This is a genomic window from Actinoplanes sp. NPDC026619, from assembly GCF_040638295.1.
Lineage (GTDB): Bacteria > Actinomycetota > Actinomycetes > Mycobacteriales > Micromonosporaceae > Actinoplanes.
Window position 1 is genome coordinate 208,258 of record NZ_JBEZYA010000008.1, and the last position, 23,668, is coordinate 231,925.

The window sequence follows — 23,668 nt, forward strand, 5'->3', positions numbered from 1 at the left end:
CCAGGCGCGGCAGGCGCGGCGGCTGGGTCTACCTGGTTGGGCGTACTTGGTTGGGTGCCGGGGGCGGGTGGCGGGGTTGCTGGGGCCAGGCGTCCTAGGAAGTGGGCGTAGGGAGGGAGGTCAGGGCGTGGGTATTCCAGGCCGGGGACGCCCTGGGCCAGGATCAGGTCGGTGGAGTAGACGCCGTCGAACAGGCGGCCCGGTGCGACTGGGGGTAGGCCTACGTCGGCGCGGAGGCGGTTCAGCTTTGGATCGGTTATGCGGCGGTAGCCCAGGCTGAGCAGGCCTCGGAAGGCGGCGTCGCGGGCTCGGCCCAGTGGGCCGGTTGCCGGGGTCCACGGGAGGCCCAGCGGAGGCAGATAGCGGCTGGTCAGGGAAAGCGGCGTGACCGCGACCGTGGCCCATGGGATGCCCAGGGCCTGGCCGGCGATGGCGCCGCCGAGCGAGACCTGGTCGGTTACCAGCAGGTCGTATGGCGCGCCGGCCATGATGTCGGCGATCTGGCCGGCGGTGGTGCCGAAGATGACGTATTCGCCGTTGGCCTGGGTGCCTTTGAAGCCCTTGCCGTCCCCTACCTCGGGGAAGGTGGCTGCCAGGTCGGCGTCGTCGTAGTCCGTTGCTTTGATCCACGGGAGCCAGCTGGCGCCGGCGGAGATGAAGCGGTCGCGGTATTTCGCTCCGGTGTAGGCGACCACCTCGTGGCCGCGGCGCACCAGCTCGGCGGTCAGCGCGCTCATCGGGCCGACGTGACCGGCGAAGGGCATCGACGTCACCAGGATCCTTGCCATGCGGCGACCGTATCGGACATCGGCGTCGTGATGGGGTCACTGCGGACTGGCGGAAAGTGTTGACAAGAAAAATTGTCGGTGGAAGGCTCGGGGTATGTCCAAGACAATTGCCGAGAAGCTGCTGATCAAGCCGAACACGACTGTCTGGCTGTCCGATCCGGCGCGACTGCCGCTGCTCACTCCCATGCCTGAGGGAGTGCGCGAGGTTGACACATTGGCGACCGCGAGCACGGCGGTGCTCTTCGCCGATGACGCGGCGGGCGCGCGCAAGCTTCTCGAGGAGCACAGCGCTGACCTGACTAAGCCGGGTGTGCTCTGGGTGGCCTATCCCAAGGGCAACAAGGCCGACATCAACCGCGACAGTCTGTGGCCGATCGTTGCGGACTTCGACATGCGCCCGTGCGGCCAGGTCGCCATCGACGACCGCTGGTCCGGCCTCCGCTTCCGGGCCAATCGCGAAGGCGAAGGCCGATTCACGGGCGGCGCGAAGTAACCCCAAGCCCCGCAACGCGTCGAGGCGGTCAGCGGCCTAGGACTGTGCCGCCGTTGACGTTGATGATCTGGGCCGTCACGAAGCTGCCGCCGGGGCCGGCCAGCCAGCGGACCGCCTCGGCTATCTCGTCGGGGGCGCCGGCGCGCTTCAGCAGGCTCTGGTTGATGCGGCGCTCGTGGCCCTCGGGGGTCATCCGGCCGTCGAAGAACTCGCTGTCGGTGATGTAGCCGGGCGAGATGACGTTGGCGGTGATGCCGGACTCGCCCAGCTGGGTCGCCAGGTCGAGGACGTAGCCGTGCAGGGCCGCCTTGGCCGCCGAGTACGGGCCGCCGCCACCACGCTGGGCGGCGATCGAGCTGGTCAGGATGATGCGGCCGCCGGGTCGGCGCAGCGACGGCAGCAGTGCGGTGGTCGTCAGCACGGCGGAGAGGACGTTCGAGTCGAAGGTGGCGTGCCATTGGGCGGCGACCTCGTCGAGAGTGGAATCCTCGCCGGGGATGTAGGCGCCGGCGTTGTTGACCAGCACGTCCAGCGCACGGTCGCCGACCGCCGCCACGACCTGGGGGATCTGCGCGGGGTCCGAGACGTCCGCCTGCACGGCGGTGGCTTGCGGGCCGATCCACTTCACGGCGTCGGTCAGCACTTCGGCGCGGCGGCCGACGATGATGACGTCGTACCCCTCGCCCGCCAGCATTCCGGCGGTCGCCCGGCCGATTCCGGTTCCGCCTCCGGTCACCACCGCAAGTCTCGACATTCCTCAGACCTTAGTCCGCGGGCTCACAGCGCCAGGGAGAAGCCCGACCCCTTGCGGGTCATCGGCGGCGGCAGCGACGGAGTGGACGAAGCGGGTGACGGCGTGGAGGGTTGCGGTCGGTTCACTCGCTTACGCGGGGTGCCGCTCTTGCTGGGCGGTCGGTTGCGCTTAGTAGTGGCCGAAGCAGCAGCGCCGGAGGCCTCGCTGACCTCCTGCGTCGTGCCGCCCAGCACCTCGGCCCGGCAGCGGCGGCCGTCCATCGTGAAAGTCAGCGGCAGTGGGTTGTAGCCGCGATAGTCGCCACGCAGAGTGAACGTGCGCAGGGCGCCGCGGCCCTTGGCGGTCACCTTGCGGCCCTTCTGCACGACCGCCTTCGGAGAGCCGGTCAGGCGCTGCGAACCGGGATAGGCGAAGACCACCCGCCACTGGCCGCGACCCACCTCGTCGGTCGTGGCGACGGTCAGCAGCGCCTCGTACTCTCGGCCTGAGTCGCGTTTGAGCTGGTAGCGGACCGCGCAGGCGTCGTCCTTCGGAGCGACCGCGGCCGGTACGGCACCCGCCGCCTGGGCCTGTTCGACCTTGGGTGACTCGCGCGTCGCCGCCCAGCCGACCCCCGCCGCGCCCAGCAACGAGGCCGTGACCAGCGCGGCCTGCACGCGGTGCCGGCCGGCGAACAGGGCGCGCCCGGTCAGCACGGAGCGGGTGGCCCCGCCGCCCGCGAAGAGCCCTCCGCCCAGCGGCCGGACCGCACCCACGCGCAGCCGGCTGCCGACCTTGAGGCCAACTCGCAGACGCAGCAGGCTGACCGACTCCCGCAGCCGCCGAACCCCAAAACCAGAAGCGCCGACCGGAGCCGACCCGGCGGAGGCGACGGCGCGAACCGGCGGTGGGGCGTCGTCGAGACGCTCACGCAGGGGCGGAAGGCTCGGCTTGATGCCCACCGTGGCGGCCAGGGCGCGGGCCGCTCCGACCGCGTCGGGACGGTCGCCCGGCGTCTTGGCCAGAAAACTCAGGCAGAGCGTGCCGACCTCAGGCGGCATGTCGGGCAGGGCGGGCAGCGGTTCGGGGTCGGCGTACAGATGCGCCCGGAGGGCCTCCGCGGTGGTCTCGGCGGGCCACGGCAGGCGACCGGTCAGCGAGCGGTAGAGGAGCAGGCCGAGGGCGTAGACGTCGGCGGCGGCGGAGACCTGGGCGCCGCCGAGCCGCTCGGGCGCGAGGTAGGCGGGGGTGCCGAGGAGGCTGCCGTCGGGGGCGGCATCACGTTCGCCGACGATGGCGGAGATGCCGAAGTCGACGACCTTGGCCCCGGCGCCGGTCAGCATCACGTTTGCCGGGGTGACGTCGCGGTGCACGATTCCGCGCGCATGTGCGGTGGCCAGGGCGGAGGCGACTTCGACGGCAACCGTGACCGCTTCCCGCCACGGCATCGCGCCCCGCCGGTTGAGCCTGGCCGCGACCGACTCGCCGTCGTTCAGCTCCATCACGACGTACAGCGGTGATTCGCCGAAATCGAAGATGCCGGTGATGTGTGGGTGACTGAGCCGGGCCGCGGCCAGCGCCTCCTGCCGCAGCCGGTCGCGGAAGCTCTGGTCGTCGGCGAGTCGCGGCGACAGCACCTTGACGGCGACCGGCCGGCCGAGAGTCTCGTCGTAACCGCGCCAGATCTCCGACATGCCGCCGGTGCCGAGCTTCTCGAGGAGCCGGTACCGGCCGGCGATACGACGCGGGGCAGCCTGACCTTTTCGCCCCATATGCCGATTGTGACCCGCCGCGCGGCCCACTCGGCACCGCACGGGAAAACCCAGGACGGGAAACGAGCGGATTCAGTACGTCAGGAGCTGGTCCACCGGAGCGTAGTTGTCGGTCAGCACCCGGGCGCCGCCGGCGAAACCGGCCCCGTCCTGCAGCGTGGCCGCCTCCTCGAGACGAGACAGCCCGGCCCGGATCGCGTCGAGCGGCAGCGGGCTCTTCGACGCCACGATCACGAAGTTGGCGCCGTGGTCGCCGGCCAGGGCCCCCGGCGGGGCGATCAGTGCCACGTGCGGAAACACCGCCGCGACGGTGGCCAGCTCGGACTTGATGAAGCGGTCGGGCGGGTAGTCGATCACGTTCTGGGCGTAGATGCCGGCGGGACGCATGACGCGGGAGACATCCGAAATCATCTCGCGGGTCGAGAGGTGCCAGGGAACCACGAGGTAGCCGAACGCGTCCCCGACGACCAGGTCGTACGCGGCGGACGGCTGCGCGGCCAGCCCGACCCGGGCGTCGCCCACCCGCACCCGCAGGTCGGGCCCGGTGACCAGTCCCAACTCCCGTTTGTCGAGGTCGACCAGCCCACCGTCGAGCTCGATGACCTGCTGCTGGATGCCGGGCCGGGTGTGCCGCAGATAGGCCGGCAGGGTGAACCCGCCGCCGCCGAGGTGCAGCGCGTCGCGGGGCGCGAGCACGTCGGCGACGGCCGCGATCCACTGCACGTACGCGAACTCGAGGTGGGTCGGGTCGTTCAGATCGACGTACGAGTGCCGCGCCGAGTTGAGGATCAGCGTGCGCCCGCCGGGCACCGCGGGATCACGGTCCACCCGCGCACAGTGATAGGCGGTCTCGACGTCGCACGGGGTCGGCCCGACCGCGCCCAGCCCGGCGCCGACCAGCCCGACCGAGACGAGCACGGCCCGAGTGCGCGGTTGTCCGGGCAGGTCGCGGCGCAGCCACCAGGCCAGCACGAGGCCGCCGAGGGCGAGCAGCGCGGCCAGGCACAGGATGATCCAGTTGGTGGGCAGGGCGGCCACGAAGATGAAGCCGGTGGCGAGGGTCGCGGTGATCGCGCCGAGGGTTCCCACGCTGGAGAGCCGCCCGACCACCGAACCCGTCCGTTCCAGGTCGCTGAGCTGCAGCTTCACGACCATCGGCGTGATCGTGGAGAGCAGGAACGCGGGCAGGAAGACGGCCAGGGCGGCGAGCAGCAGCACGGCCCCGGCGGCCCCGCCGCGCAGGATCTCACCGCCGTAGCGGACGAACGGCAGGGTGACCGCGGTGCCGATGGCGGCCAGCAGGAATGCCGGGGCCAGCAACGCGCGCGGGTCGAACCGGTCGGCGAGACGACCGCCGAGCCACGTCCCGTACGCGATGGCGGCCAGCGAGATCCCGATGACCGAGCTGCTCACCTGCAGGGTGACGCCGACGTACGGGCCGACGAGGCGCAACGCGACGATCTCCAGGACGAGCACGGCACCGCTGGCGGTGAAGACGAGAGCGGTGGCCAGCCCGGACGGGAGAGCGCGTGGAGAGCCAGCCGTCACAGCATCGACAGGTGGACGTGGTTGGTGTGCACCACGGACGGGCCACCGCTGGCGCTGTATGCCTTCCAGCCGCTGCCCGGCATCCAGATCTGCCGGTACCAGATCACGTACATGATCCCGAGCCTATCGGCGTTCTTCACGAAGAAGGCGGCCAGGTTGCTGCCGTACGTCTTGTCGCTGCCGGAGGCCGCCACGTTCTGGAACCCGGACGCGTTGGCAGAGAAGTCGCAGGCCCGGCCCTTGGGGTGCTCGCCGGAGGAGCGTTCCGAGAAGCAGGAGGTGTAGTGGGTGAAGCCGGCCGCCCGCGCTTCCTGATAGGCGTGCAGCGTGCGCGGCGTGATGCACCCGGACGTGGTCGGGTCGTCGACCGTGCAGGACTCCTTGGGCCAGGACCCGTCCGAGTTGCGCGGCGCCGGCTTGGCGAGCGGCGAGTTGACGTTGACGAAACCACCGGCCGCGCCTCCGCCACCGACGCTGCCGAGGGCCAGCTCGGCCTCTTTCTTCTTCTTGGTCAGCGCCGCGACCTGCTTCTCCTGCTCCTTGATCTCCTTGTCGACGGCGGCCTTCGCGGCCTGCGCCCGGGCCACGTCGTCCCGGTACTGCGTCAGGATCTGACCGTCGAGCTGGGCGATCATGTCAAGGTTTTGCACCCGCTCCAGGAACGAGTCGGGTGAGCTGGAGTTGAGCAGCATGCTCATCGTGCTGGTGCGGCCCATCCGATAGGACCGGTTGGCGATCGTGCCCACCTGCGACTCGAGGGCCTTCGCCGACGCCGTCGAGGTCTGGACGGTCGCGAGCAGCTGGGTCTGTCGCTTCTTGGAGGCGTTGAGTTTCTGGATCGCGTCGGCCTGACCCTTGGCCGCGGACTCGAGCGCGTTGCGCAGAGTCTTGCTGTCCCCCTCATCGGGGTCGGCCAGAGCCGGCGTGCTCACCATGAACACGAACGCGACGAGCAGCGCCAGGACAGCGCTGATCCGCCGAAGGACAACCGCCGCCACGGAACCTCCCAAGAGTCAGCGCGGGGTACTTTACCGTGCTACGCAAGGGATCAGCGGATCGTTCAAGTGGCGGAGTAACCACCGTCGACGAAGAGTGTCTGACCGGTCACCGCAACGGCTGCTTCGCTGGCCAGAAAGACCGCACAAGACCCAAAATCGCCGGGTACGCCATTTCTGCCGATCATCGTCCGGGCGGCATGTGCGGCCACTTTGTTCTCATCCGCGAAGACGGCCTCGGTCAGTGGGGTGTGCACCACGCCGGGCGCGACCGCGTTGCAGCAGACGCCGTGCCGGGACCACGCTTCGGCCTGCGAACGGGTGAGTCCGACGAGGCCGGCCTTGGAGGCGCCGTAAGCGCCGGAGTTCCCGTATGCCCGGAACGCCTGCTGTGAGACCACATTGATGATTCGTCCCCAGCCGCGGTCGGCCATCCGCGGCCCGAACGCCTGCCCGAGCAGGAACGGCGCGGTCAGGTTGGCGGCGAGAGTCACATCCCAGTCGTCCACGGTGAGCTCGTCCATCGGCGGGCGGCGATTCACCCCGGCCGCGTTGACGAGCACGTCGGGTTCGCCGTACCCCTCAATGATCTTGTCGATGACCTGCGTGACGGCCGTCCGGTCGGCGAGGTCCGCGGAGATCGAGTGGCCCACCGCGCCGTAACCGCGCAGCTCGCCCACCACCTCGGCCATCGGCGCCTCGCGCCGGGCCACCAGCAGCACCTTCGCGCCCGCGCGACCGAGTGCGACGGCCATCGCCCGGCCGATGCCCGAGCTTCCGCCGGTCACCAGCGCCAGGCGGTCCTTGAGACCGAAAATCTCTTCGAGGTACGCGTTCACAGCACCGAGATATCCGGAAAAAGCGTGTCGCGGACCGTGTTCCAGACATCGTCGTTCGATGCCACGAGCATGCCGCGCTCGCTGTCGGTCGGGCGGTAGGACGAGCCGTCGAGATGACGGACCGTGCCGCCCGCCTCCCGGATGATCAGCGAGCCGGGCGCGTGATCCCACGGCAGGATGCGCCAGAACAGCGCGAACTGCTGCTCGTCGGTGGCCACGGCCGGATATTCATATCCCGCGCAGTGGTGACCGTTGGTGACCTGGCCGAGCGCCGGCGCGTTCGCGGTGGCGATCTCCCGAAGGTGCTGTGGCAGGTAATGGGTGGCGACGACGCCACGCAGGGCGGCCGCGCCCGGATCATCGGTGCGGGTCTTGACGCGTACGCCGTCGCGATAAGCCCCCGCGCCCACCTCGGCCACCGTCAGGTGGTCGCCGGGCACGTCGAGGATCCAGGACGCCGTGACCTCGCCGTCCCGCAGCAGCGCCACCATGATGGCGAACGGCGCCTTGCCGGCCGCGAAGTTGTTGGTGCCGTCGACCGGGTCGACGATCCACACCGCGCCCGGGTCGCCGACTCGTGCCAGCAGCCGCGGATCGGCCGCGACCCCTTCCTCGCCGACCACCGTCGAGCCCGGCAGCAGCGCGGTGAGACCGGCGGTCAGCGCCTTCTCCGACTCCTTGTCGGCGACAGTGACCAGGTCACCGGGCGACTTCTGCTGGATGTCGCTCGCGGCCAGGTGCCGGAAGCGCGGCAGGACGATCGTCGCCGCGACCTCCCGGATGAGATCGGCGACCTGATCAAGCACGCGGCGGCAACTTCACGACGCTGACGAAGAACTCGTCGATCTGGCGGATCACCGCGATGAACCGCTCGAAGTCGACCGGCTTCGTCACGTACGCGTTCGCGTGCAGTTCGTAGCTGCGCAGGATGTCCTGGTCGGCGGCCGAGGTGGTGAGGACGACGACCGGGATGCGGCCCAACTCCTCGTCCTTCTTGATCTCCTCAAGGACCTCGCGGCCGTCGCGCCGGGGCAGGTTGAGGTCGAGCAGGATCAGGTCAGGGCGGACGGCGTCCGCGTACTCGCCCTCGCGCCGCAGGTAGGCCAGCGCCTCGGCGCCGTCGGAGACGACGTTGAGCCGGTTACGGACCTTGTGCTCCTCGAACGCTTCCTGCGTCATCAGCACGTCGCCCGGGTCGTCCTCGACCAGGAGAACCTCGATCGGCGTGCCGTCAGCACGTGTCGGAGATGTCACGCAGCGACCTCTTCCTCTTTCTTGTCCGTCGACACTTCAACGTCCGGCGTGCCGGGAGCCACCGGGAGTGTGAAGTTGATCGACGTGCCTTCCTCGACCTCGAGGTCCAGCCAGATCCGTCCGCCATGATATTCGACGATCTTCTTCACGATGGCCAGTCCGATTCCGGTTCCCTCATAGGCGTCCCGGGCGTGCAGCCGCTGGAAGATCACAAAAACCTTGTCGGCGAACTCGGCCTCGATGCCGATGCCGTTGTCCCGTACGTTGATCGCCCACTCGTCGCCGTCGCGCTTCGCGGTGATGTGCACCACCGGCGGCACGTCCGGCCGGTGGAACTTCAGCGCATTGCCGATCAGGTTGACGAAGAGCGTGGTGAGCAGCGGCTCCTCACCCTCCACGGTGGGCAGTCCGGCCCAGCTGATCTCGGCGTCGTCACCGGCCCGCGCCTCGAGCTGGGACTTCACCTCGGTGAGCACCCGGCCGAGGTCGACGTCGGTGAACCCGGCGGTGATCCGCCCGATCCGGGAGAACGCCAGCAGGTCGTTGATCAGGCGCTGCATCCGCTGGGCGCCGTCGACCGCGAACGCGATGTACTGGTCGGCGCGCTCGTCCAGCTGGCCGGAGTACCGCCGCTGCAGCAGCTGGCAGAAACTGGCCACCTTGCGCAGCGGCTCCTGCAGGTCGTGCGAGGCGACGTAGGCGAACTGCTCGAGATCGCGGTTGGACCGGGTCAGCTCCTCGGCCTGAGCCTTGAGCTGATCGTTCACCCACTCGACCTGGCTGCGTGCCTCGCGTACCTCGGCCAGGTCATTGGCGATCTTCTGCCGCATGCCGTCGACATCGGCGGCGAGGCTGGCCAGCTCCGGCGAGCCGACCCGATCGATGTCCCTCTCGTAATCGCCCGCGGCCACCTCCCGAACCTGGGAGGCGAGTTCCACCACCGGGCGACTGACCAGGCGATCCATCAGCAGAAGCAGAGCGGCCCCGGCGAGGATGATGATCGCGGCCGCGGCAATCATGATCGACACCATGGTCTGGCTGCTGTGCTTGGCCGCGTCCGCCGCCGAGGCGCGCAGCACCTGGATCTCGGTCTGCATCTGGTTGATCGCGACCCGCAGCGAGTCGAAGGCGTCAGTCGAGCCGGCCGTGATCTTGGCTTGGCCGGCCAGAGGGCCCTGGGTGCGAATGGCATCGATCACCGGCTGAGCGACCTCGTCATGCCAGGCCTGAGCGCGCTGCGTGACCACGTCGAGGGCGGCCCGGATCTTCGTATCCTCCGGTTTGAGCAGCTCCTCGATCCGGGCCACCAGCCGTTTTTCGTCGGCCACGCCGGCGGTGTAAGGCCCGAGGCTGGCCTCCCGCCCGGTGATGGCGTACCCACGGATGCCGGTCTCCTGGTCGACGAGGGCCGTGTTCAGCGACTCGCCGGCGGCCCGCATCGGGCTGGCCCGGTTGAGCGCGTCGTCAAGCTGACGGTTGTGCTGAGCGGCGGTGATCACCGCGTAGACCGCCAGGGCGCTCAGCAGCACGCCGATGGTGACGCACAGCGCCGCGACCCGCCGGCGCAGCGTCCACCGGCGCAGTTCGAAGAAGCTCACAGAGCCACCTTTCGTTCGCGCTGCGGGGCTCGCAAAACCGGCTCACTCCTCGCTCTCACCGGCCACCCCCACGAGAGATCAACAACATCGCCACGTCGTCGGCGAGCGGGCCGCCGTTGGCCTGCTCGGCCCGGCCGACCAGCCAGGCGGGCAGCGCCGGCAACGGCACTCCCTGCGCGGCCGGCTCGTCGAGCAGCCCGCACAGGCCGTCCACGTCGAGCCGCTCCGAGCCGTTACCGGTATGCCCCTCGATCAAACCGTCCGTGTACATCAGCAGCGACCAGTCGTCGTCCGGCAACTGCAGCACGGTGGGCGGCGCCGGCTTGGGACGCACGCCGAGCACGATGCCGGGCTTGGCCGCCACCGGTTCGGCCCGGCCCCCGGACAGCAGCACCGGCGTCGGATGCCCGGCCAGCCGCACCGTCGCCCGATTGTGCGGAATATCAAGCACCACCGACGCGACGGTCGCGAACACCTCGCGGGCCCGCCGCTCGCTCATCAGCACCTGCTCCAGCGAGCTGAGCACCTGCTCCTCCGGCACCCCGGCCAGCACCAGCGCCCGCCAGGCCACCCGCAACTCGACGCCGAGCGCCGCTTCGTCGACGCCGTGCCCGCACACGTCGCCGACGATCACATGCAGCTTGTCGGCGCCGATCTGCACGACGTCGAAGAAGTCGCCGCCGAGCAGGCCCAGCGCCCGCCCGGAGCGGTAGAACGTGTGCACCTGCACAGCTTCGGTCGACATCAGCGGTTGTGGCAGCAGACCACGCTCCAGCCGGGCCGACTCGGCCTGCCGCAGCTCCACCTCACGCAGCCGCTGGGCGTTCTCGTCGGCGCGCTTGCGTTCCACCGCGTAGCGCAGAGCGCGGGTCAGCAGAACCCCGTCGACCTGACCCTTGACCAGGTAGTCCTGCGCACCCTCGGCAACCGCGTCCACGCCCAGGTGCTCGTCGGAACGGCCGGTCAGCACACACACCGCGGCACTGCCGGCCACCGCGAGCAACTGGCGCAGGCCATCGATGCCCTCGGCGTCGGGCAGGCCCAGGTCGAGCAGCACGCACTGCACGCCGCGCATCATCGACGTGGCCTCACGCAGGGTGGTCGCCACCGCGAGCTCGAACGGCGCATCCGCCTCGCTCAGCAGCTCACGCACCAGAAAGGCATCGCCCTCGTCGTCCTCCACCAACAGGACGCGCAGGCGCTCCCGCGGGGGCGCCGACCCGATGCGGACACGGGGGGCGACCGATCTATCAGTCATCCCTTTACCCCACTCGCTGTGACCGGACCAGACCGGACGATCGTGTACCAACGCCGCCGGGCGCACAACTCCGAGTAGGTCACGTTTGGCCCTCTGCCGCGACCCGCCGGGCGTGCTCGGCGATCACCTGGCCGAGGATGCCGTGCAACCGCCCACAGTCCTGGCAGTGCAGGTTCTCGTCGAGCCGGCGGCTGCCGCAGCCGTTGCAGGTGCCGCGGTCCTCCGGGTCGCGATAGGAGGCCAACGCCCTGCACATGGCGCGGACGACGTGGTCGCTCATGGCGAATACACCCTCGCCGAGCGCGGTGCGGACACCGACGACGGCGACCGGGTCGGCCCCGGGATTCGGGTCATAAGGGTCAACCGCGTCGATGAATGCGGCGAGGACGGCGGCCGGGTCGATCGGTGCACTCACGGTGTCAACGCTAGGCCACGCATTAAATGATCTTATGCCTACCCGGCGTCATAGCTACCCGCTTAGATGTCACCCATGAGTGCCCCCGCCCTCGCCGGCGCTACCCACCGGGTGCCGGCCGCGCTTGCCGCCGTCGCCGCTCTCCTGGCAATCGGCGCCGCCGCGATCTGGTCGGTGCAGCCGCCGGCCGCGCGCAACGCGTCGGTACCGGCCACCGAGTTCAGCGCCGCCCGCGCATTCGACCAGGTCAAAGCGATCGCGACGGAACCGCATCCGGTCGGCAGCGCGGCGCAGGACCGGGTGCGTGACTACCTGCTCAGCACGCTGCGCGGGCTCGGCTTGACGCCCGAGGTGCAGGACACGGTGTCGGTGCAGGGGGCCGATCTCTCGTCCAGCGCCGGGGGCGCCGGCTTCGCGCGCGTTCGCAACGTGATCGCCACGATTCCCGGCACTGCCTCCACCGGCCGGATCTTCCTGGTCGCCCACACCGACTCGGTTCAGGTCGGGCCGGGCGGCAACGACGATGCGGCCGGCACCGCCGCGATCCTCGAGACCGCCCGAGCCCTGACCAGCGGTCCCCGCCTGCGCAACGACGTGGTGCTGGTGCTCACCGACGGTGAGGAGGCCTGCCTCTGCGGGGCCAAGGCGTTCGTCGATCAGAATCCGCTGGCCAAGGGTGGCGGCATCGTCATCAACCTGGAGGCGCGCGGCAGCAGCGGCCCGGCGATCATGTTCGAGACCGCGAAGAACAACCGCCGCCTGGTCGACATCTACGGCCAGGCGCCCAAGCCGGTCGGCACGTCCTTCGCCGTCGAGATCTACCGGTTGCTGCCCAACGACACCGACTTCACCGCGTTCCGCGAGGCGGGCTTCACCGGGCTCAATTCCGCCTACATCGACGGCGCGGCGGTTTATCACGCGCCGACCGACACGCCGACCGCGATGGATAAGGACAGCCTGCAACATCATGGCGACAACGCCCTGGCCGTCACTCGGGCACTGGGCGATCGCGACCTGGCCGGCCTGAAGAGCGGCGACGACGCCACCTATTTCCCGGCGCCCGGCCTGCTCGTCCGCTATCCCGGCGAACTCGTCTGGCCGCTGGCCGTTCTCGCCCTGCTCGCGGTGATCGCGCTGGCCTGGCTGGCCCGGCGGCGCACCCTGACCGACAGCAAGCGCCTGGTCAAGGCGTCCGCCCTCGCCGTGGTGCCGATCATCGTGGCGCCGGTGCTGGCCCAGCTCTATTGGGCTCTGCTGAAGCTGATCCGCCCTGGCTACGCGGAAATGCCCATCGATCCCTACCGCCCGGAGTGGTACCGCCTGGCCGTGGTCGCGATCGCCGCGCTGGTCGTGCTGGCCTGGTTCGTCTGGCTACGCCGCGTGGCCGGCCCGGCCACGCTCGCCATCGCCGGACTGGGCTGGCTGGCCGTGCTGGGTGTGGTGCTGGCCGCGGTCACCCCCGGCGGCTCCTACCTGGCCGCGCTGCCCGCGCTGGCCGGCGCGCTCGCCGGCATCGTCGCGGTGCTGACCCGTGGCTGGTGGTCGGTGCTCGCGGTGACGATCGGCGGCGCGATCGCCGTCCTCATCCTGCTGCCGACGGTGATCATGCTGTTCCCGGCGCTCGGCCTGAAGCTCGGCGCCACCGGCGCGTTCCTCACGGTGCTGCTCGGCCTGGCCCTGCTACCGGTCGTCGATCTGATCCACCCCCGGGCCGAGAGTCAGCACGGGCTGGACGCGCTGCGAGGCCGCCGCCGCGGGATGCTGCCCACCTTCGCCGCCCTGCTGGCCGTGGTGGTCTGCACCGTCGCCGGGCTCAGCGTCGACCGGTTCGACACCGAACATCCGGCCCTGACCCACCTGATGTACGCGCTGGACGCCGACAACAACACCGCGCAGTGGCTCAGCGACGAGCCGGTCGTGCAGAAGTGGACGTCGCACTACGTCTCCGGCGACCTGCACAAGGTCAACACGACGCTGCCCGCCTTCGGGCCGGAGGAGTTGCGCACCGGGCCGGCTCAGTCCGCCTCACTGCCGGCGCCGAAGCTCACGCTGCTGTCCGACACCCGGTCGGGCGACAGTCGCGTGCTGAGGCTCCGCCTCCAGCCGCAGCGGACGGTCCGGCTCACCACGCTGCACGTCGCGGCCGGGGTCAAGGTCACCGCGGCGACCATCGGCGGGCGGGCGATGACCATCGGCAAGGTGGCCGACGACGGTCCGTGGGGCTTCGGCTTCGTCTTCCATGCGCCGCCGGCCGACGGCGTCGAGGTCACCCTGACCGTGCAGACCGCCGGCCAGGTCAAGTTCCGGGCGATGGACGGCAGCGACGGCCTGACCGCCCTGCCCGGTTTCACGGCGCGGCCGGCCGGCGTCGGGATCGTCGGCTCGCACAGCAGCGAGATGCTGGCGGTGGCGGCCACCTACGACTTCTAACGGCCGCGGCCCCGGCGGCCGGTCGGGGCGTCGTGGCGGAAGTGGACGAAGAGACGGCCCCAGTTGTCGCCGTCCTTCTCCACCCGGTGGTAGAGCTGCTTGATCTCGCGCTGGTCGAGGAAGCGGAGCACCTTCTTCTTCAGTGCGCCGCTGCCCTTGCCCGGGATGATCTCGACCATCGCGGCCTTCTTCTCGATGGCCTCGTCGATGATGCCGCGCAGGGCACGGTCGATTTCCTGGCCCCGGTTGAAGATGTCGTGCAGGTCGAGCTTGAGCTTCACTGTTTCCCCAACCATTCCTCGACCCGGCGGACGGCGTCCTCGTAGTCGCTGTGCTGTTTCATCGCCGCGGCCAGCCGCAGGTGCGGTAACGCCTCACGGAAACGGCCGTCCCGTTCCAGGGTCCGGCCGAGCACGTGGTGCGCATAGTGGTCCGACGGATCATGCTCGATCAAGGCCCTGAGCTGGGCCTCCGCCCGGCCGAGCTGGGCCGAGTTGAAGTATGCGCGAGCCAGCAACTGGCGGACGGCGGCATTGTGCGGCTCGGCCTCGACGATCGGCTCGAGCAGCTTGGACGCGCCGAGCGGGTCGCCGGACTCGAAGAAGAAGGTGGCTCTGCGGTACTCCTCGAGAAGATCCACGTGCACGCTCCCCACACGTTCGCGCCGCCTCGACTTGGTCAACGCTGGCACAACATCGGCCCAACGGCGAGTGTTCCAACCCTTCCAGGTTCCCGACAATTCGCCGCATACAGCAACTTTTTAGTCGGACAATGCCTGCGTGGGGGACTTTCCGAGCCATGTCGTGTCCATGCCGGCCCGTCCACGATTCGGGCGCGCCCGGGCGACCGCCTTCGCGGTGTTCGCCTTCGCGTTGTGCCTGACGTTGTCGGGCGCCACCTCGTCGCCGGCGTTGCGTTCGCCGGCTCTGCTGATCGCCGGGATGCGGGAGATACCGTCGCCACCGACCGGGACTCCGTGGCGGCCGGCCCCGGTCGCGGCGAGCGGCCTGAGCATGGTCGCGAGCGCCGACGGGCAGCAGTTCGTCCTGCACACCGCGGCCGGCCCGCGCACCTTCCTGCCCGGGGTGGATCTCGGGAACACCACGCCCGGGCACGTGCCGGCCGACGTGTCGATCTCGGCGGCCCAATATCGGGCCTGGTTCGCGGCGATGAGCTGGCTGGGCATTCGGGTGGTGCGGATCTACGACATCCACCCGCCGGCGTTCTATCAACAGTTGGCGGCGTACAACCAGGCCAATCCGGACCGGCCGCTCTACGTGATGCAGGGTGTTTCGCTCGTCGGTGACGCGTACATCAAGAAGGGAAATCTTTTTGATCCGCAGGTCACCGACGCCTTTCGGCAGGAGTTGAAGGACGCCGCCCAGGCGGTGTCCGGGAAGTTGGCCCGCACCAGCCTGCCCGGCCGGGTCGGCGGCGAGTGGTCCGCCGACATCACCCCCTGGCTGGCCGGCTGGCTCATCGGCTCCGAACTCGACCCGGCCGCCGCGATGGCCTCGGACCGGAAGAACGCCAACGCCAAGGCGGTGACCGGTAGGTATTTCCACAGCACGTCGGACGCGTCGCCGACCGAGCGCTGGCTGGCGAACCGGATGAACGACCTGGCCGGGTACGAAGCGGCGACGAAGCTGTCCCAGCCGATCGCGTTCGTGAACTGGGCGACCACCGATCCGCTGCGCCACCCCGAGGAGCCGCTGCGCCAGGAGGATCAGCTCCAGCTGGACGCCAACCACGTGCTGCCCACGGCGGATTGGCCGGCCGGGACGTTCGCGAGCTATCACGCGTACCCGTACTATCCGGATTTTTTGCGTTATGAGCCCAAGCTTCAGGCGCAGGGTGACCCCTATCTCGCCTATCTCAAGGCGCTGCGCGATCACCACAGCACGATGCCGACGATCATCACCGAATTCGGCGTGCCGTCGTCGATCGGCTCGGCGCACAACGGTCCGCTCGATCGTGACCAGGGCAATCACACCGAGGTCGAAGCCACCCGGATGACCGCCGGGCTGCTACGCGACATGCGGTCGGCGGGGCTGGCCGGCGGATTCCTGTTCGAGTGGGCCGACGAGTGGTTCCGCTACACCTGGAACACCGTCTCGCACCAGGTCGCGAACCGGCGCCAGCTGTGGCACGACCCGCTCACCAACGAGCAGGGCTTCGGGCTGCTGGCGATGGACGCGTCGGGCGACACCGACTCGGCCAAGCTGATGGACGCGGACGGCGGCTGGCCGGCTCGCCGGGTCGATGCCCACGTCGACGAGTCCTACCTGCATCTGACCGTCAAGCTCGGTGACTCCCGGCCGGGATCGCTGCTGCTCGGCTTCGACCCGCTGCCCAGCCTCACCGGGGCGCCGATGGCCGGCAGCGCCGACCGGCGGCCGGACGCGATCTTCGCGCTCAACCTGGTGGGTCACACCGGTCAGGCGTACGTGCGGGAACAACTCGATCCGCTGCAGCTGGACGGGGACATCCCGGATTCGGCGCGGGCCCAGGCGCCGGACGGCTGGCGACCCTACGAGCTGCTGGTGAACCGGGCGCAGACGGTGCCGACCACCGGCGCGAAAATGCCGATCGAAATGCAAAATGCCGGGCTTCTTCAGTACGGCGTATGGGACCCGGACAACAGCAACGCCGACAGCCGGGCGCTGTGGCACCTGGACGGCGACACCCTGACCGTACGGGTGCCGTGGGCCATGATGGCGTTCGCCGACCCGTCGTCGCACGCGGTCGGCGTGCCCAAGTCCGGCAAGCTGACCACTCAGCGCAGCCCCGGGGTGACCGTCACCGCCTCGGCATCCGGCACCGATCAGGTGATCGGCAACGTGACCTGGGACGACTGGAACCAGCCGAGGGCCACTGAGCGGATCAAGCAGGGGGCGGATGCGTTCCGGGATGCGGCTCTGGCAGTGACGAGCGACTGAGCATCACCATCGTCGCGCCGCCGGCCAGCAGCAGTACGCCGATCATGACGAGCAGCAGGGGGTTACGTCCCGAGCGATACGGCTCCGGGTAGCCGGCGCCCCAGCAGTAGACGTCGCCGGCCTCGGTCAGCGCACAGGTGCTGTCCCCGTCGGCGACGAGCTGCACGACTCGGCCTCGGAGCCCGACCTGGACGAGACGCGCCCGGCACTCGCCGGCGCACTGGTCCGCTCGCGCCATCGAGGCCGGCCCAACGAGGCCGACCACCCCGACCAGCGCCAAGATCGCCAATACCCGACGCATGATCCGCATGCAACCATTATGGGCGTTTTATACGCTTTCGAGAGTTTTCGACACGCGCCCGCGGCCCGCCGCAACCTCGGCCAGCATGGCCTGGCTCCGGATCGTGTCCGCGACCGAGACGGTCGAATAGCCGGCCACCTCGCTGGCCGCGCCGAGCCGCGTCGTCGCGACCGTTCCCGGGCCCAGGACGGCGGCCACCGCGACCACGGCGCCCAGCGCCACGAGTCGGGTGCGGCGCGTCCAACCGGTCGTCTGGTGCTTCATCGGGTTTGTCATGACCACCACGATCAGCGCGTACGGTGTCAGCCTGCTGTGCGAAATCCTTGCGCTTCCTGTGCGTGCGGGTCACAGGTGCTACACAGGAAGCGGAAAGGCAGCACAAAGCGGGGCCCGTGAAAGTAGGGGCATGACGATGGCGAACCAAGAATCCGGCACCGAGCTCCGCCGCCCTGACGGTGGCCCGGTTCGAGTCCTCGTGGTCGACGACGAGCCGACGCTGGCCGAGCTCCTCTCCATGGCCCTGCGTTACGAGGGCTGGGACGTGAAGAGCGCCGGCGACGGCCAGAGCGCCGTTCGCACCGCCCGGGACTTCCGCCCGGACGCCGTCGTTCTCGACATGATGCTGCCGGACATCGACGGGCTCGAGGTGCTGCGCCGGCTGCGCGGCGAATCGCCCGAGGTGCCGGTGCTGTTCCTCACCGCCAAGGACTCGGTGGAAGACCGGATCACCGGCCTCACCGCCGGCGGCGACGACTACGTCACCAAGCCGTTCAGCCTGGAAGAGGTGGTGGCCCGGCTGCGTGGACTGATGCGCCGGATGGGTCACTCCCCGATGCGCACCGAGTCGCTGCTGGTCGTCGGCGACCTGTCGCTGGACGAGGACAGCCACGAGGTGCGCCGGGGCAGCGACCTGGTCACGCTCACCGCGACCGAGTTCGAGCTGCTGCGCTATCTCATGCGCAACCCGCGGCGGGTGCTGAGCAAGAGCCAGATCCTGGACCGGGTGTGGAACTACGACTTCGGTGGCCAGGCCAACGTGGTCGAGCTCTACATCTCGTACCTTCGTAAGAAGATCGACGCGGGTCGCGCGCCGATGATCCACACGATGCGCGGGGCTGGTTATGTCCTCAAGCCGGCCGACTGAGATCTCGGTTCGCCGTCCCGCCCGCTGGCGCAGCCCAGGGGGCTGGTCGCTGCGTACCCGCATCGTGGCGATCATGATCGCCCTGCTGGCCGTGATCGGTGTCGCCGTCGGCGGCACCGCCGAGGTCATTCTCCGCCAGCAGTTGTACACCCAGCTCGACGAGAAGCTCGCCCAGTCGATGCACCCGGCCCGGGGCAACAACGGAAGTCAGCCGCCCGGGGGCCGTCAGTTCAACAACACCGACTACCGAGATAAACCGACGCCCGGTTCGGAGCCAGGCTCGGTCACTGCCACCTACGACTCGGCCGACGCCAGCGACTTCAAAGGCGGCGTGGTCGGATTCGTTCCCTCTACCGACTCCACCTCCAGCACCAGTCAACTGGATCTCGGCTGGACCTCCGACCTCAACGCCGCACAGCAGGTGACATTGATCGCGGTCAAGACGGACGGCACTCCGACGGACGTCAACCTCGGCTCAATCGGGGAATTCCGGGTCGTCGCTGAGGACAACGGAGACGGCACCATCAGGATCGTCGCGCTCACTCTGAGCGACCTGCATCAGGTTCTCCTGAAGGTCGCTCTCGTGACCGGCGGCGCCGTGCTCATCGCCCTGGTCATCGCCGGTTGGGCGGCCGCGCTCATCGTCCGCGGCACGCTCCGGCCGCTGGCCCGGGTCGCCAACACCGCCAGCCGCGTCTCCGAGCTGCGGCTCGATCACGGTGAGGTGCAGCTGGCCCAGCGGGTGCCGGAAGCCGACACCGATCCCCGCACCGAGGTCGGCCAGGTCGGCGCCGCCCTCAACCGGATGCTCGACCACGTCGGCGGCGCCCTCGAGGCTCGCCACGCCAGCGAGATGCAGGTGCGCCAGTTCGTCGCCGACGCCAGCCACGAGCTGCGCACCCCGCTCGCGGCCATCCGCGGCTACGCCGAGCTGAGCCGTCGCAGCCGGGCGCCCATCTCCGAAGAGATCGCGCACGTGCTGAGCCGGGTCGAGTCCGAGGCCAAGCGGATGACCGGCCTGGTCGAAGACCTGCTGCTGCTCGCCCGGCTCGACGCCGGCCGCCCGCTCGCGCACGACCCGGTCGACCTGACCATGCTGGTCGTCGACGCGGTCAGCGACGCGCACGCCGCCGGCCCGCGGCACTACTGGCAGCTCGACCTGCCCGAGGAACCGGTCACCGTGATCGGAGACGGCTCCCGCCTGCATCAGGTGCTGGCCAACCTGCTCGCCAACGCGCGCACCCACACGCCGGAGGGCACCACCGTCACCGTCTCGGTCCGCTCCGACGAGCAGTCCGCGGTCGTGCACGTCATCGACAGCGGACCGGGCATCCAGCCCGAGCTCCAGCCACACATCTTCGAACGGTTCGCCCGCGGCGACAGCTCCCGGTCCCGTGCGGCCGGCAGCACCGGCCTCGGCCTGTCGATCGTGCACGCCGTGGTCACCTCGCATCGGGGAAACGTCTCCGTGCAGAGCGTCCCGGGCCAGACCGTCTTCACCGTGGTCCTGCCGGTCGTGCCGCCCGGGCTCGTCCCATCAGCTGGTCAGTTGTCCCAGGCAGCGCCCCGGACCCGCTGACGCGCTATGCTCTCCGACGTGTCTCGTGCGTATCTGTGGTTTACCGGGCCGGCTCTCGCCGGTGCCTCGGTCGTCACCGCATGACCTGAGACACCCCAGCAAGAGCCGGCAAAGGCAGCGACGTCGTCGCTGCCTTTTGTTTTGCCCACGAGCATGCCGGCTCTCGCCACGGGCGCCGGCTAAGGAGATGAAACACCGTGACCATCCCCGAGGTCCAGCGCGTCCGTGACCAGCGCATCGCCACCGTCGTACCGCTGATGAGCCCCGCTCTCCTACACCACGAACTGCCGCTCACGGCCGAGTTGCACGACACCGTGCTGGACGGCCGCCGGCAGGCCGAGGACGTGCTGAACGCGCGAGATCCACGATTGCTGGTCGTCGTCGGCCCGTGCTCCGTGCACGACCCGATCGCCGCCGGCGAGTACGCCGGGCTGCTGCGCGAGCAGGCCGACCGGCTCAGCGACGATCTGCTCATCGTGATGCGGGTCTACTTCGAGAAGCCGCGCTCCACGGTCGGCTGGAAGGGTCTGATCAACGACCCGGCGCTGGACGGCACCGGCGACGTCGGCACTGGCCTGCGCATCGCGCGCAAGCTGCTCCTCGAGATCGTCGGCCGCGGCCTGCCCACGGCCGTCGAGTTCCTCGACCCGATCACCCCGCAGTACATCGCCGACACCGTGGCCTGGGGCGCGATCGGCGCCCGTACCGTCGAATCGCAGGTCCACCGGCAGCTCGCCTCCGGTCTTTCGATGCCGATCGGCATGAAGAACCGCCCCGACGGAAGCATCAGCACCGCGATCGACGCCATCCAGGCCGCCGCCGCGCAGCACGTCTTCCCCGGCATCGACTACTCCGGCACGCCGGCGATCCTGCACACCACCGGCAACCCCGACACCCACCTGGTGCTGCGCGGTGGCGGCGGCCGCCCGAACTACAGCGCTGAGGACGTCGAGGGCGCACTTCAGCTGCTGCGCAAGGCCGGTCTGCCCGAGCGCCTGGTGATCGACTGCTCGCACGGCAACAGCGGCAAGAGCCACCTGCGCCAGCCGCTGGTCGCCGACGACGTGGCCGGTCAGGTTGCCGACGGCCAGCGCGGCATCAGCGGCGTCATGCTGGAGAGCTTCCTCGTTCCGGGGCGGCAGGATCTCGGCGGCGACCTGACCTACGGGCAGTCGGTCACCGACGCCTGCATGGGCTGGGAGCCGACCGTCGAGGTGCTCGAAAACCTCGCCGCGGCGTCGGCGAAGCGTCGCGCTCGGTAACTCACAGAGCCACCTTTCGTTCGCGACTGCGGGGCTCGCAAAACCGGCTCACTCCTCGCGCTCACAGCGAGCAAACAGGAAGGCCACAAAGGTCGGACAGGGCACGCGTCGAGAGTTGTCGAGTAAATGATCCACCAGCCTGTGGAGCCTCGATGACCTCGACGTTGCCCGCTTTGCCCTTGGCGCCTCCTTCGCCACCGCCGTCGGCTCCCCCATCTCGGCTCCGCCGTCTGCTTCTCGGTAGCGATCCGACCTGGGTGCGGCCCTCGCTCTACGCACTCCTCCTGCTCACCGGCGTCCTCTACATCTGGGGACTCGACAAATCGGGCTGGGCCAACGCGTTCTACTCGGCCGCCGCCCAGGCTGGGTCGGTGAGCTGGAAGGCGTTCTTCTACGGCTCCTCCGACGCGGCCAACTCGATCACAGTGGACAAAACGCCCGCTTTCCTGTGGGTGATGTCGCTCTCTGCCCGGATCTTCGGGGTCAACTCGTGGAGCATCCTGGTGCCCCAGGCGCTGATGGGCGTGGCCAGCGTCGGGCTGCTCTACAGCTCGGTGAAACGCTGGTTCGGCCCGGCGGCCGGCCTGATCGCCGGCGCCACGCTGGCGCTCACCCCGATCGCGGTGCTGATGTTCCGCTTCAACAACCCGGACGCGATGCTGGTCCTGCTGATGATCGCGGGCGCCTGGGCGACCTCGCGGGCGATCGAGAACGGCAAGACCAAGTGGCTCCTGCTGGCCGGCACGTTCATCGGCTTCGCGTTCCTCGCCAAGATGCTCCAAGCCCTGTTGGTGGTACCGGCCTTCGGCCTGGCCTACCTGATCGCCGGGCCGCCCAAGCTGGGCAAACGATTCATTCAGCTTCTTCTTGCTTTCGTCGCCATCGTGGTCTCGGCCGGCTGGTACATCGCGATCGTCGAACTGGTGCCGGCCTCGGCGCGGCCCTTCATCGGCGGCTCGCAGAACAACAGCATCCTCGAGCTCGCCCTCGGCTACAACGGGCTCGGCCGGCTCTCCGGCGACGAGACCGGCAGCGTCGGCGGCGGCGGAGGCGGCAGCGGCTGGGGTGAGACCGGTCTGCTGCGCATGTTCGACAGCTCGCAGGGCGGCCAGATCTCCTGGCTCCTCCCCGGCGCATTGATCGTGCTGGTGGCCGGCCTGGTGCTGACCGCACCGCGGATCCGCACCGACCGGCAACGGGCCGGCTTCGTGATCTGGGGCGGCTGGCTCATGATCACCGGCCTCGTCTTCAGCTTCATGCAGGGCATCTTCCACGCCTACTACACCGTCGCCCTGGCCCCCGGGATCGGCGCGGTCGTCGGCATGGGATCGGTCCTGCTGTGGCGCAACCGGCGCAACATCATCGCGGCGGCCACGCTGGCGGCGGCCATCGCGACCACCGCCTGGTGGTGCTACCACCTGCTGACCCGCAGCTCGGACTTCCTGCCCTGGCTGCGGTGGGTCGTGCTGCTCGGCGGCCTGGTCGCGGCGGCGGGGGTGCTCGCCTCGGCGCTGATGGCTTCGCCGCGCCTTGCGGCACGGCTCGGGGTGGTGTCGGCCGGGGCGGCATTGGTCGCGGTTCTTGCCGGACCTGCTGCGTACGCCGTTCAGACCGCGTCCGAGGGACACACCGGGTCGATCCCGACCGCGGGGCCGTCGACCGGCGGTGGATTCGGCGGCGGTGGCGGTCGTCCCGGCGGTGGTGGCGGCGGCGGCAACCGTGGCGGCGGCGGGCCTGGCGGCGGCGGCTTCCCCGGTGGCGGCGGCCAGACCAACGGGGGCCAGACCAACGGGGGCCAGACCAACGGCGGTGGTGGCATGCGCGGCGGCGGTGGTGGCGGCATGGGCGGTCTTCTCGACGCCGTCTCGGTCAGCTCCGAGATGAAGGCGCTGCTCCAGGCCGAGGCCGGCAAGTACACCTGGGTGGCGGCCACGGTCGGCTCGCAGAACGCGTCCGGCTACCAACTGGCCACCAGTGACCCGGTGATGGCGGTCGGCGGCTTCAACGGGACCGACCCGTCCCCGACGCTCGCCCAATTCAAGCAGTACGTCGCCGACGGAAAGATCCACTACTTCATCGGCAGCGGCAGTGTGGGCGGCTCGAACAGCAGCGGCAGCAACGACAGCTCGCAGATCGCCGCGTGGGTGACCGCGAACTTCACCGCGAAGACCGTCGGCAGCACCACGGTCTACGACCTGACCTCGCCGACGAGCTGACCAGGCATTTACCTTCATCGTTGGGGTGGCATCCGACCGGGTGCCACCCCAACTGGCATTCACCCGTTGGGGAAACGTTCACAAAGGCGAAAACGGACTCACAG

22 protein-coding genes are annotated in these 23,668 nt (G+C 69.7%); 7 read left to right on the forward strand and 15 right to left on the reverse strand.

Going from position 1 to position 23,668, the window contains the following annotated elements; all coding sequences use genetic code 11:
• Positions 1 to 788 (reverse strand): hypothetical protein (locus AB0E90_RS19885; RefSeq protein ID WP_360407177.1); only part of this gene is annotated, 788 nt, incomplete at its 3' end.
• Positions 789 to 882: 94 nt separating this feature from the next.
• On the opposite strand from AB0E90_RS19885, the gene AB0E90_RS19890 reads away from it, so the two are divergent.
• Positions 883 to 1,281 carry a hypothetical protein gene (locus AB0E90_RS19890; protein WP_360407180.1) on the forward strand — a complete coding sequence of 133 codons (399 nt, stop codon included), beginning with the start codon at positions 883 to 885 and terminating at the stop codon, positions 1,279 to 1,281.
• Positions 1,282 to 1,309: 28 nt separating this feature from the next.
• Here AB0E90_RS19890 and AB0E90_RS19895 read toward each other — a convergent pair whose 3' ends face one another.
• The 10 genes from AB0E90_RS19895 to AB0E90_RS19940 form a co-directional block, all read right to left on the reverse strand.
• Positions 1,310 to 2,035 (reverse strand): SDR family oxidoreductase, encoded by a 726-nt coding sequence (locus AB0E90_RS19895; RefSeq protein WP_360407183.1) that lies wholly within the window; start codon positions 2,033 to 2,035, stop codon positions 1,310 to 1,312.
• A gap of 23 nt (positions 2,036 to 2,058) precedes the next feature.
• Positions 2,059 to 3,786 (reverse strand): serine/threonine-protein kinase, encoded by a 1,728-nt coding sequence (locus tag AB0E90_RS19900; RefSeq protein ID WP_360407186.1) that lies wholly within the window; start codon positions 3,784 to 3,786, stop codon positions 2,059 to 2,061.
• A 72-nt stretch (positions 3,787 to 3,858) separates the two neighbouring features.
• The gene (locus tag AB0E90_RS19905; RefSeq protein ID WP_360407189.1) at positions 3,859 to 5,334 is read right to left on the reverse strand and encodes a fused MFS/spermidine synthase; all 1,476 of its coding nucleotides are present in this window, start codon (positions 5,332 to 5,334) and stop codon (positions 3,859 to 3,861) included.
• Positions 5,331 to 6,332 (reverse strand): hypothetical protein, encoded by a 1,002-nt coding sequence (locus AB0E90_RS19910; protein WP_360407192.1) that lies wholly within the window; start codon positions 6,330 to 6,332, stop codon positions 5,331 to 5,333. Before AB0E90_RS19910 ends, AB0E90_RS19905 begins: the two co-directional genes overlap by 4 nt.
• Before the next feature lie 62 nt (positions 6,333 to 6,394).
• Positions 6,395 to 7,168 (reverse strand): SDR family oxidoreductase, encoded by a 774-nt coding sequence (locus AB0E90_RS19915; protein WP_360407195.1) that lies wholly within the window; start codon positions 7,166 to 7,168, stop codon positions 6,395 to 6,397.
• Positions 7,165 to 7,974 carry an inositol monophosphatase family protein gene (locus AB0E90_RS19920; RefSeq protein ID WP_360407198.1) on the reverse strand — a complete coding sequence of 270 codons (810 nt, stop codon included), beginning with the start codon at positions 7,972 to 7,974 and terminating at the stop codon, positions 7,165 to 7,167. The genes AB0E90_RS19915 and AB0E90_RS19920 overlap by 4 nt, the downstream gene beginning before the upstream one ends.
• Positions 7,967 to 8,422 (reverse strand): response regulator, encoded by a 456-nt coding sequence (locus AB0E90_RS19925; protein WP_360407201.1) that lies wholly within the window; start codon positions 8,420 to 8,422, stop codon positions 7,967 to 7,969. The genes AB0E90_RS19920 and AB0E90_RS19925 overlap by 8 nt, the downstream gene beginning before the upstream one ends.
• Positions 8,419 to 10,020: an ATP-binding protein gene (locus AB0E90_RS19930; protein WP_360407204.1), complete on the reverse strand. Its 1,602-nt coding sequence runs from the start codon at positions 10,018 to 10,020 to the stop codon at positions 8,419 to 8,421. Before AB0E90_RS19930 ends, AB0E90_RS19925 begins: the two co-directional genes overlap by 4 nt.
• 55 nt (positions 10,021 to 10,075) lie before the next feature.
• Positions 10,076 to 11,278: a SpoIIE family protein phosphatase gene (locus AB0E90_RS19935; protein ID WP_360407206.1), complete on the reverse strand. Its 1,203-nt coding sequence runs from the start codon at positions 11,276 to 11,278 to the stop codon at positions 10,076 to 10,078.
• Between the two features lie 79 nt (positions 11,279 to 11,357).
• On the reverse strand, positions 11,358 to 11,693 hold the full coding sequence (locus AB0E90_RS19940; RefSeq protein WP_360407209.1) for a hypothetical protein: 336 nt from the start codon (positions 11,691 to 11,693) through the stop codon (positions 11,358 to 11,360).
• A 75-nt stretch (positions 11,694 to 11,768) separates the two neighbouring features.
• On the opposite strand from AB0E90_RS19940, the gene AB0E90_RS19945 reads away from it, so the two are divergent.
• Complete coding sequence (locus AB0E90_RS19945) at positions 11,769 to 14,123, forward strand: M28 family peptidase (protein WP_360407212.1); 2,355 nt, start codon at positions 11,769 to 11,771, stop codon at positions 14,121 to 14,123.
• On the opposite strand, the gene AB0E90_RS19950 is transcribed toward AB0E90_RS19945, so the two are convergent.
• Together AB0E90_RS19950 and AB0E90_RS19955 are read right to left on the reverse strand one after the other, a co-directional pair.
• Positions 14,120 to 14,404 (reverse strand): Smr/MutS family protein, encoded by a 285-nt coding sequence (locus AB0E90_RS19950; protein ID WP_213011267.1) that lies wholly within the window; start codon positions 14,402 to 14,404, stop codon positions 14,120 to 14,122. The two genes, AB0E90_RS19945 and AB0E90_RS19950, sit on opposite strands and share 4 nt — an antisense overlap.
• Positions 14,401 to 14,763: a tetratricopeptide repeat protein gene (locus tag AB0E90_RS19955; protein WP_360407215.1), complete on the reverse strand. Its 363-nt coding sequence runs from the start codon at positions 14,761 to 14,763 to the stop codon at positions 14,401 to 14,403. The genes AB0E90_RS19950 and AB0E90_RS19955 overlap by 4 nt, the downstream gene beginning before the upstream one ends.
• Positions 14,764 to 14,902: 139 nt before the next feature.
• Between AB0E90_RS19955 and AB0E90_RS19960 the strand changes: the two genes are divergently transcribed.
• Positions 14,903 to 17,062 carry a hypothetical protein gene (locus AB0E90_RS19960; RefSeq protein ID WP_360407218.1) on the forward strand — a complete coding sequence of 720 codons (2,160 nt, stop codon included), beginning with the start codon at positions 14,903 to 14,905 and terminating at the stop codon, positions 17,060 to 17,062.
• Here AB0E90_RS19960 and AB0E90_RS19965 read toward each other — a convergent pair.
• Both AB0E90_RS19965 and AB0E90_RS19970 read right to left on the reverse strand, forming a co-directional pair.
• The gene (locus tag AB0E90_RS19965; protein ID WP_360407221.1) at positions 17,007 to 17,372 is read right to left on the reverse strand and encodes an RCC1 domain-containing protein; all 366 of its coding nucleotides are present in this window, start codon (positions 17,370 to 17,372) and stop codon (positions 17,007 to 17,009) included. The two genes, AB0E90_RS19960 and AB0E90_RS19965, sit on opposite strands and share 56 nt — an antisense overlap.
• An 18-nt stretch (positions 17,373 to 17,390) precedes the next feature.
• Positions 17,391 to 17,639: a hypothetical protein gene (locus AB0E90_RS19970; RefSeq protein ID WP_360407224.1), complete on the reverse strand. Its 249-nt coding sequence runs from the start codon at positions 17,637 to 17,639 to the stop codon at positions 17,391 to 17,393.
• A gap of 130 nt (positions 17,640 to 17,769) precedes the next feature.
• Between AB0E90_RS19970 and AB0E90_RS19975 the strand changes: the two genes are divergently transcribed.
• From AB0E90_RS19975 to AB0E90_RS19990, 4 genes are all read left to right on the forward strand, one after another.
• Positions 17,770 to 18,507, forward strand: a complete 738-nt coding sequence (locus AB0E90_RS19975) for a response regulator transcription factor (RefSeq protein WP_360407227.1) — start codon at positions 17,770 to 17,772, stop codon at positions 18,505 to 18,507.
• Entirely contained in the window at positions 18,485 to 20,086 is a 1,602-nt protein-coding gene (locus AB0E90_RS19980; RefSeq protein WP_360407230.1) for a HAMP domain-containing sensor histidine kinase, read from the forward strand. Before AB0E90_RS19975 ends, AB0E90_RS19980 begins: the two co-directional genes overlap by 23 nt.
• A gap of 197 nt (positions 20,087 to 20,283) precedes the next feature.
• Positions 20,284 to 21,348, forward strand: a complete 1,065-nt coding sequence (locus tag AB0E90_RS19985; protein WP_360407233.1) for a 3-deoxy-7-phosphoheptulonate synthase — start codon at positions 20,284 to 20,286, stop codon at positions 21,346 to 21,348.
• A gap of 152 nt (positions 21,349 to 21,500) precedes the next feature.
• A complete protein-coding gene (locus tag AB0E90_RS19990; protein ID WP_360407236.1) occupies positions 21,501 to 23,564 on the forward strand; it encodes a glycosyltransferase family 39 protein in 2,064 nt (687 codons plus the stop codon).
• Positions 23,565 to 23,668 lie beyond the last annotated feature (104 nt).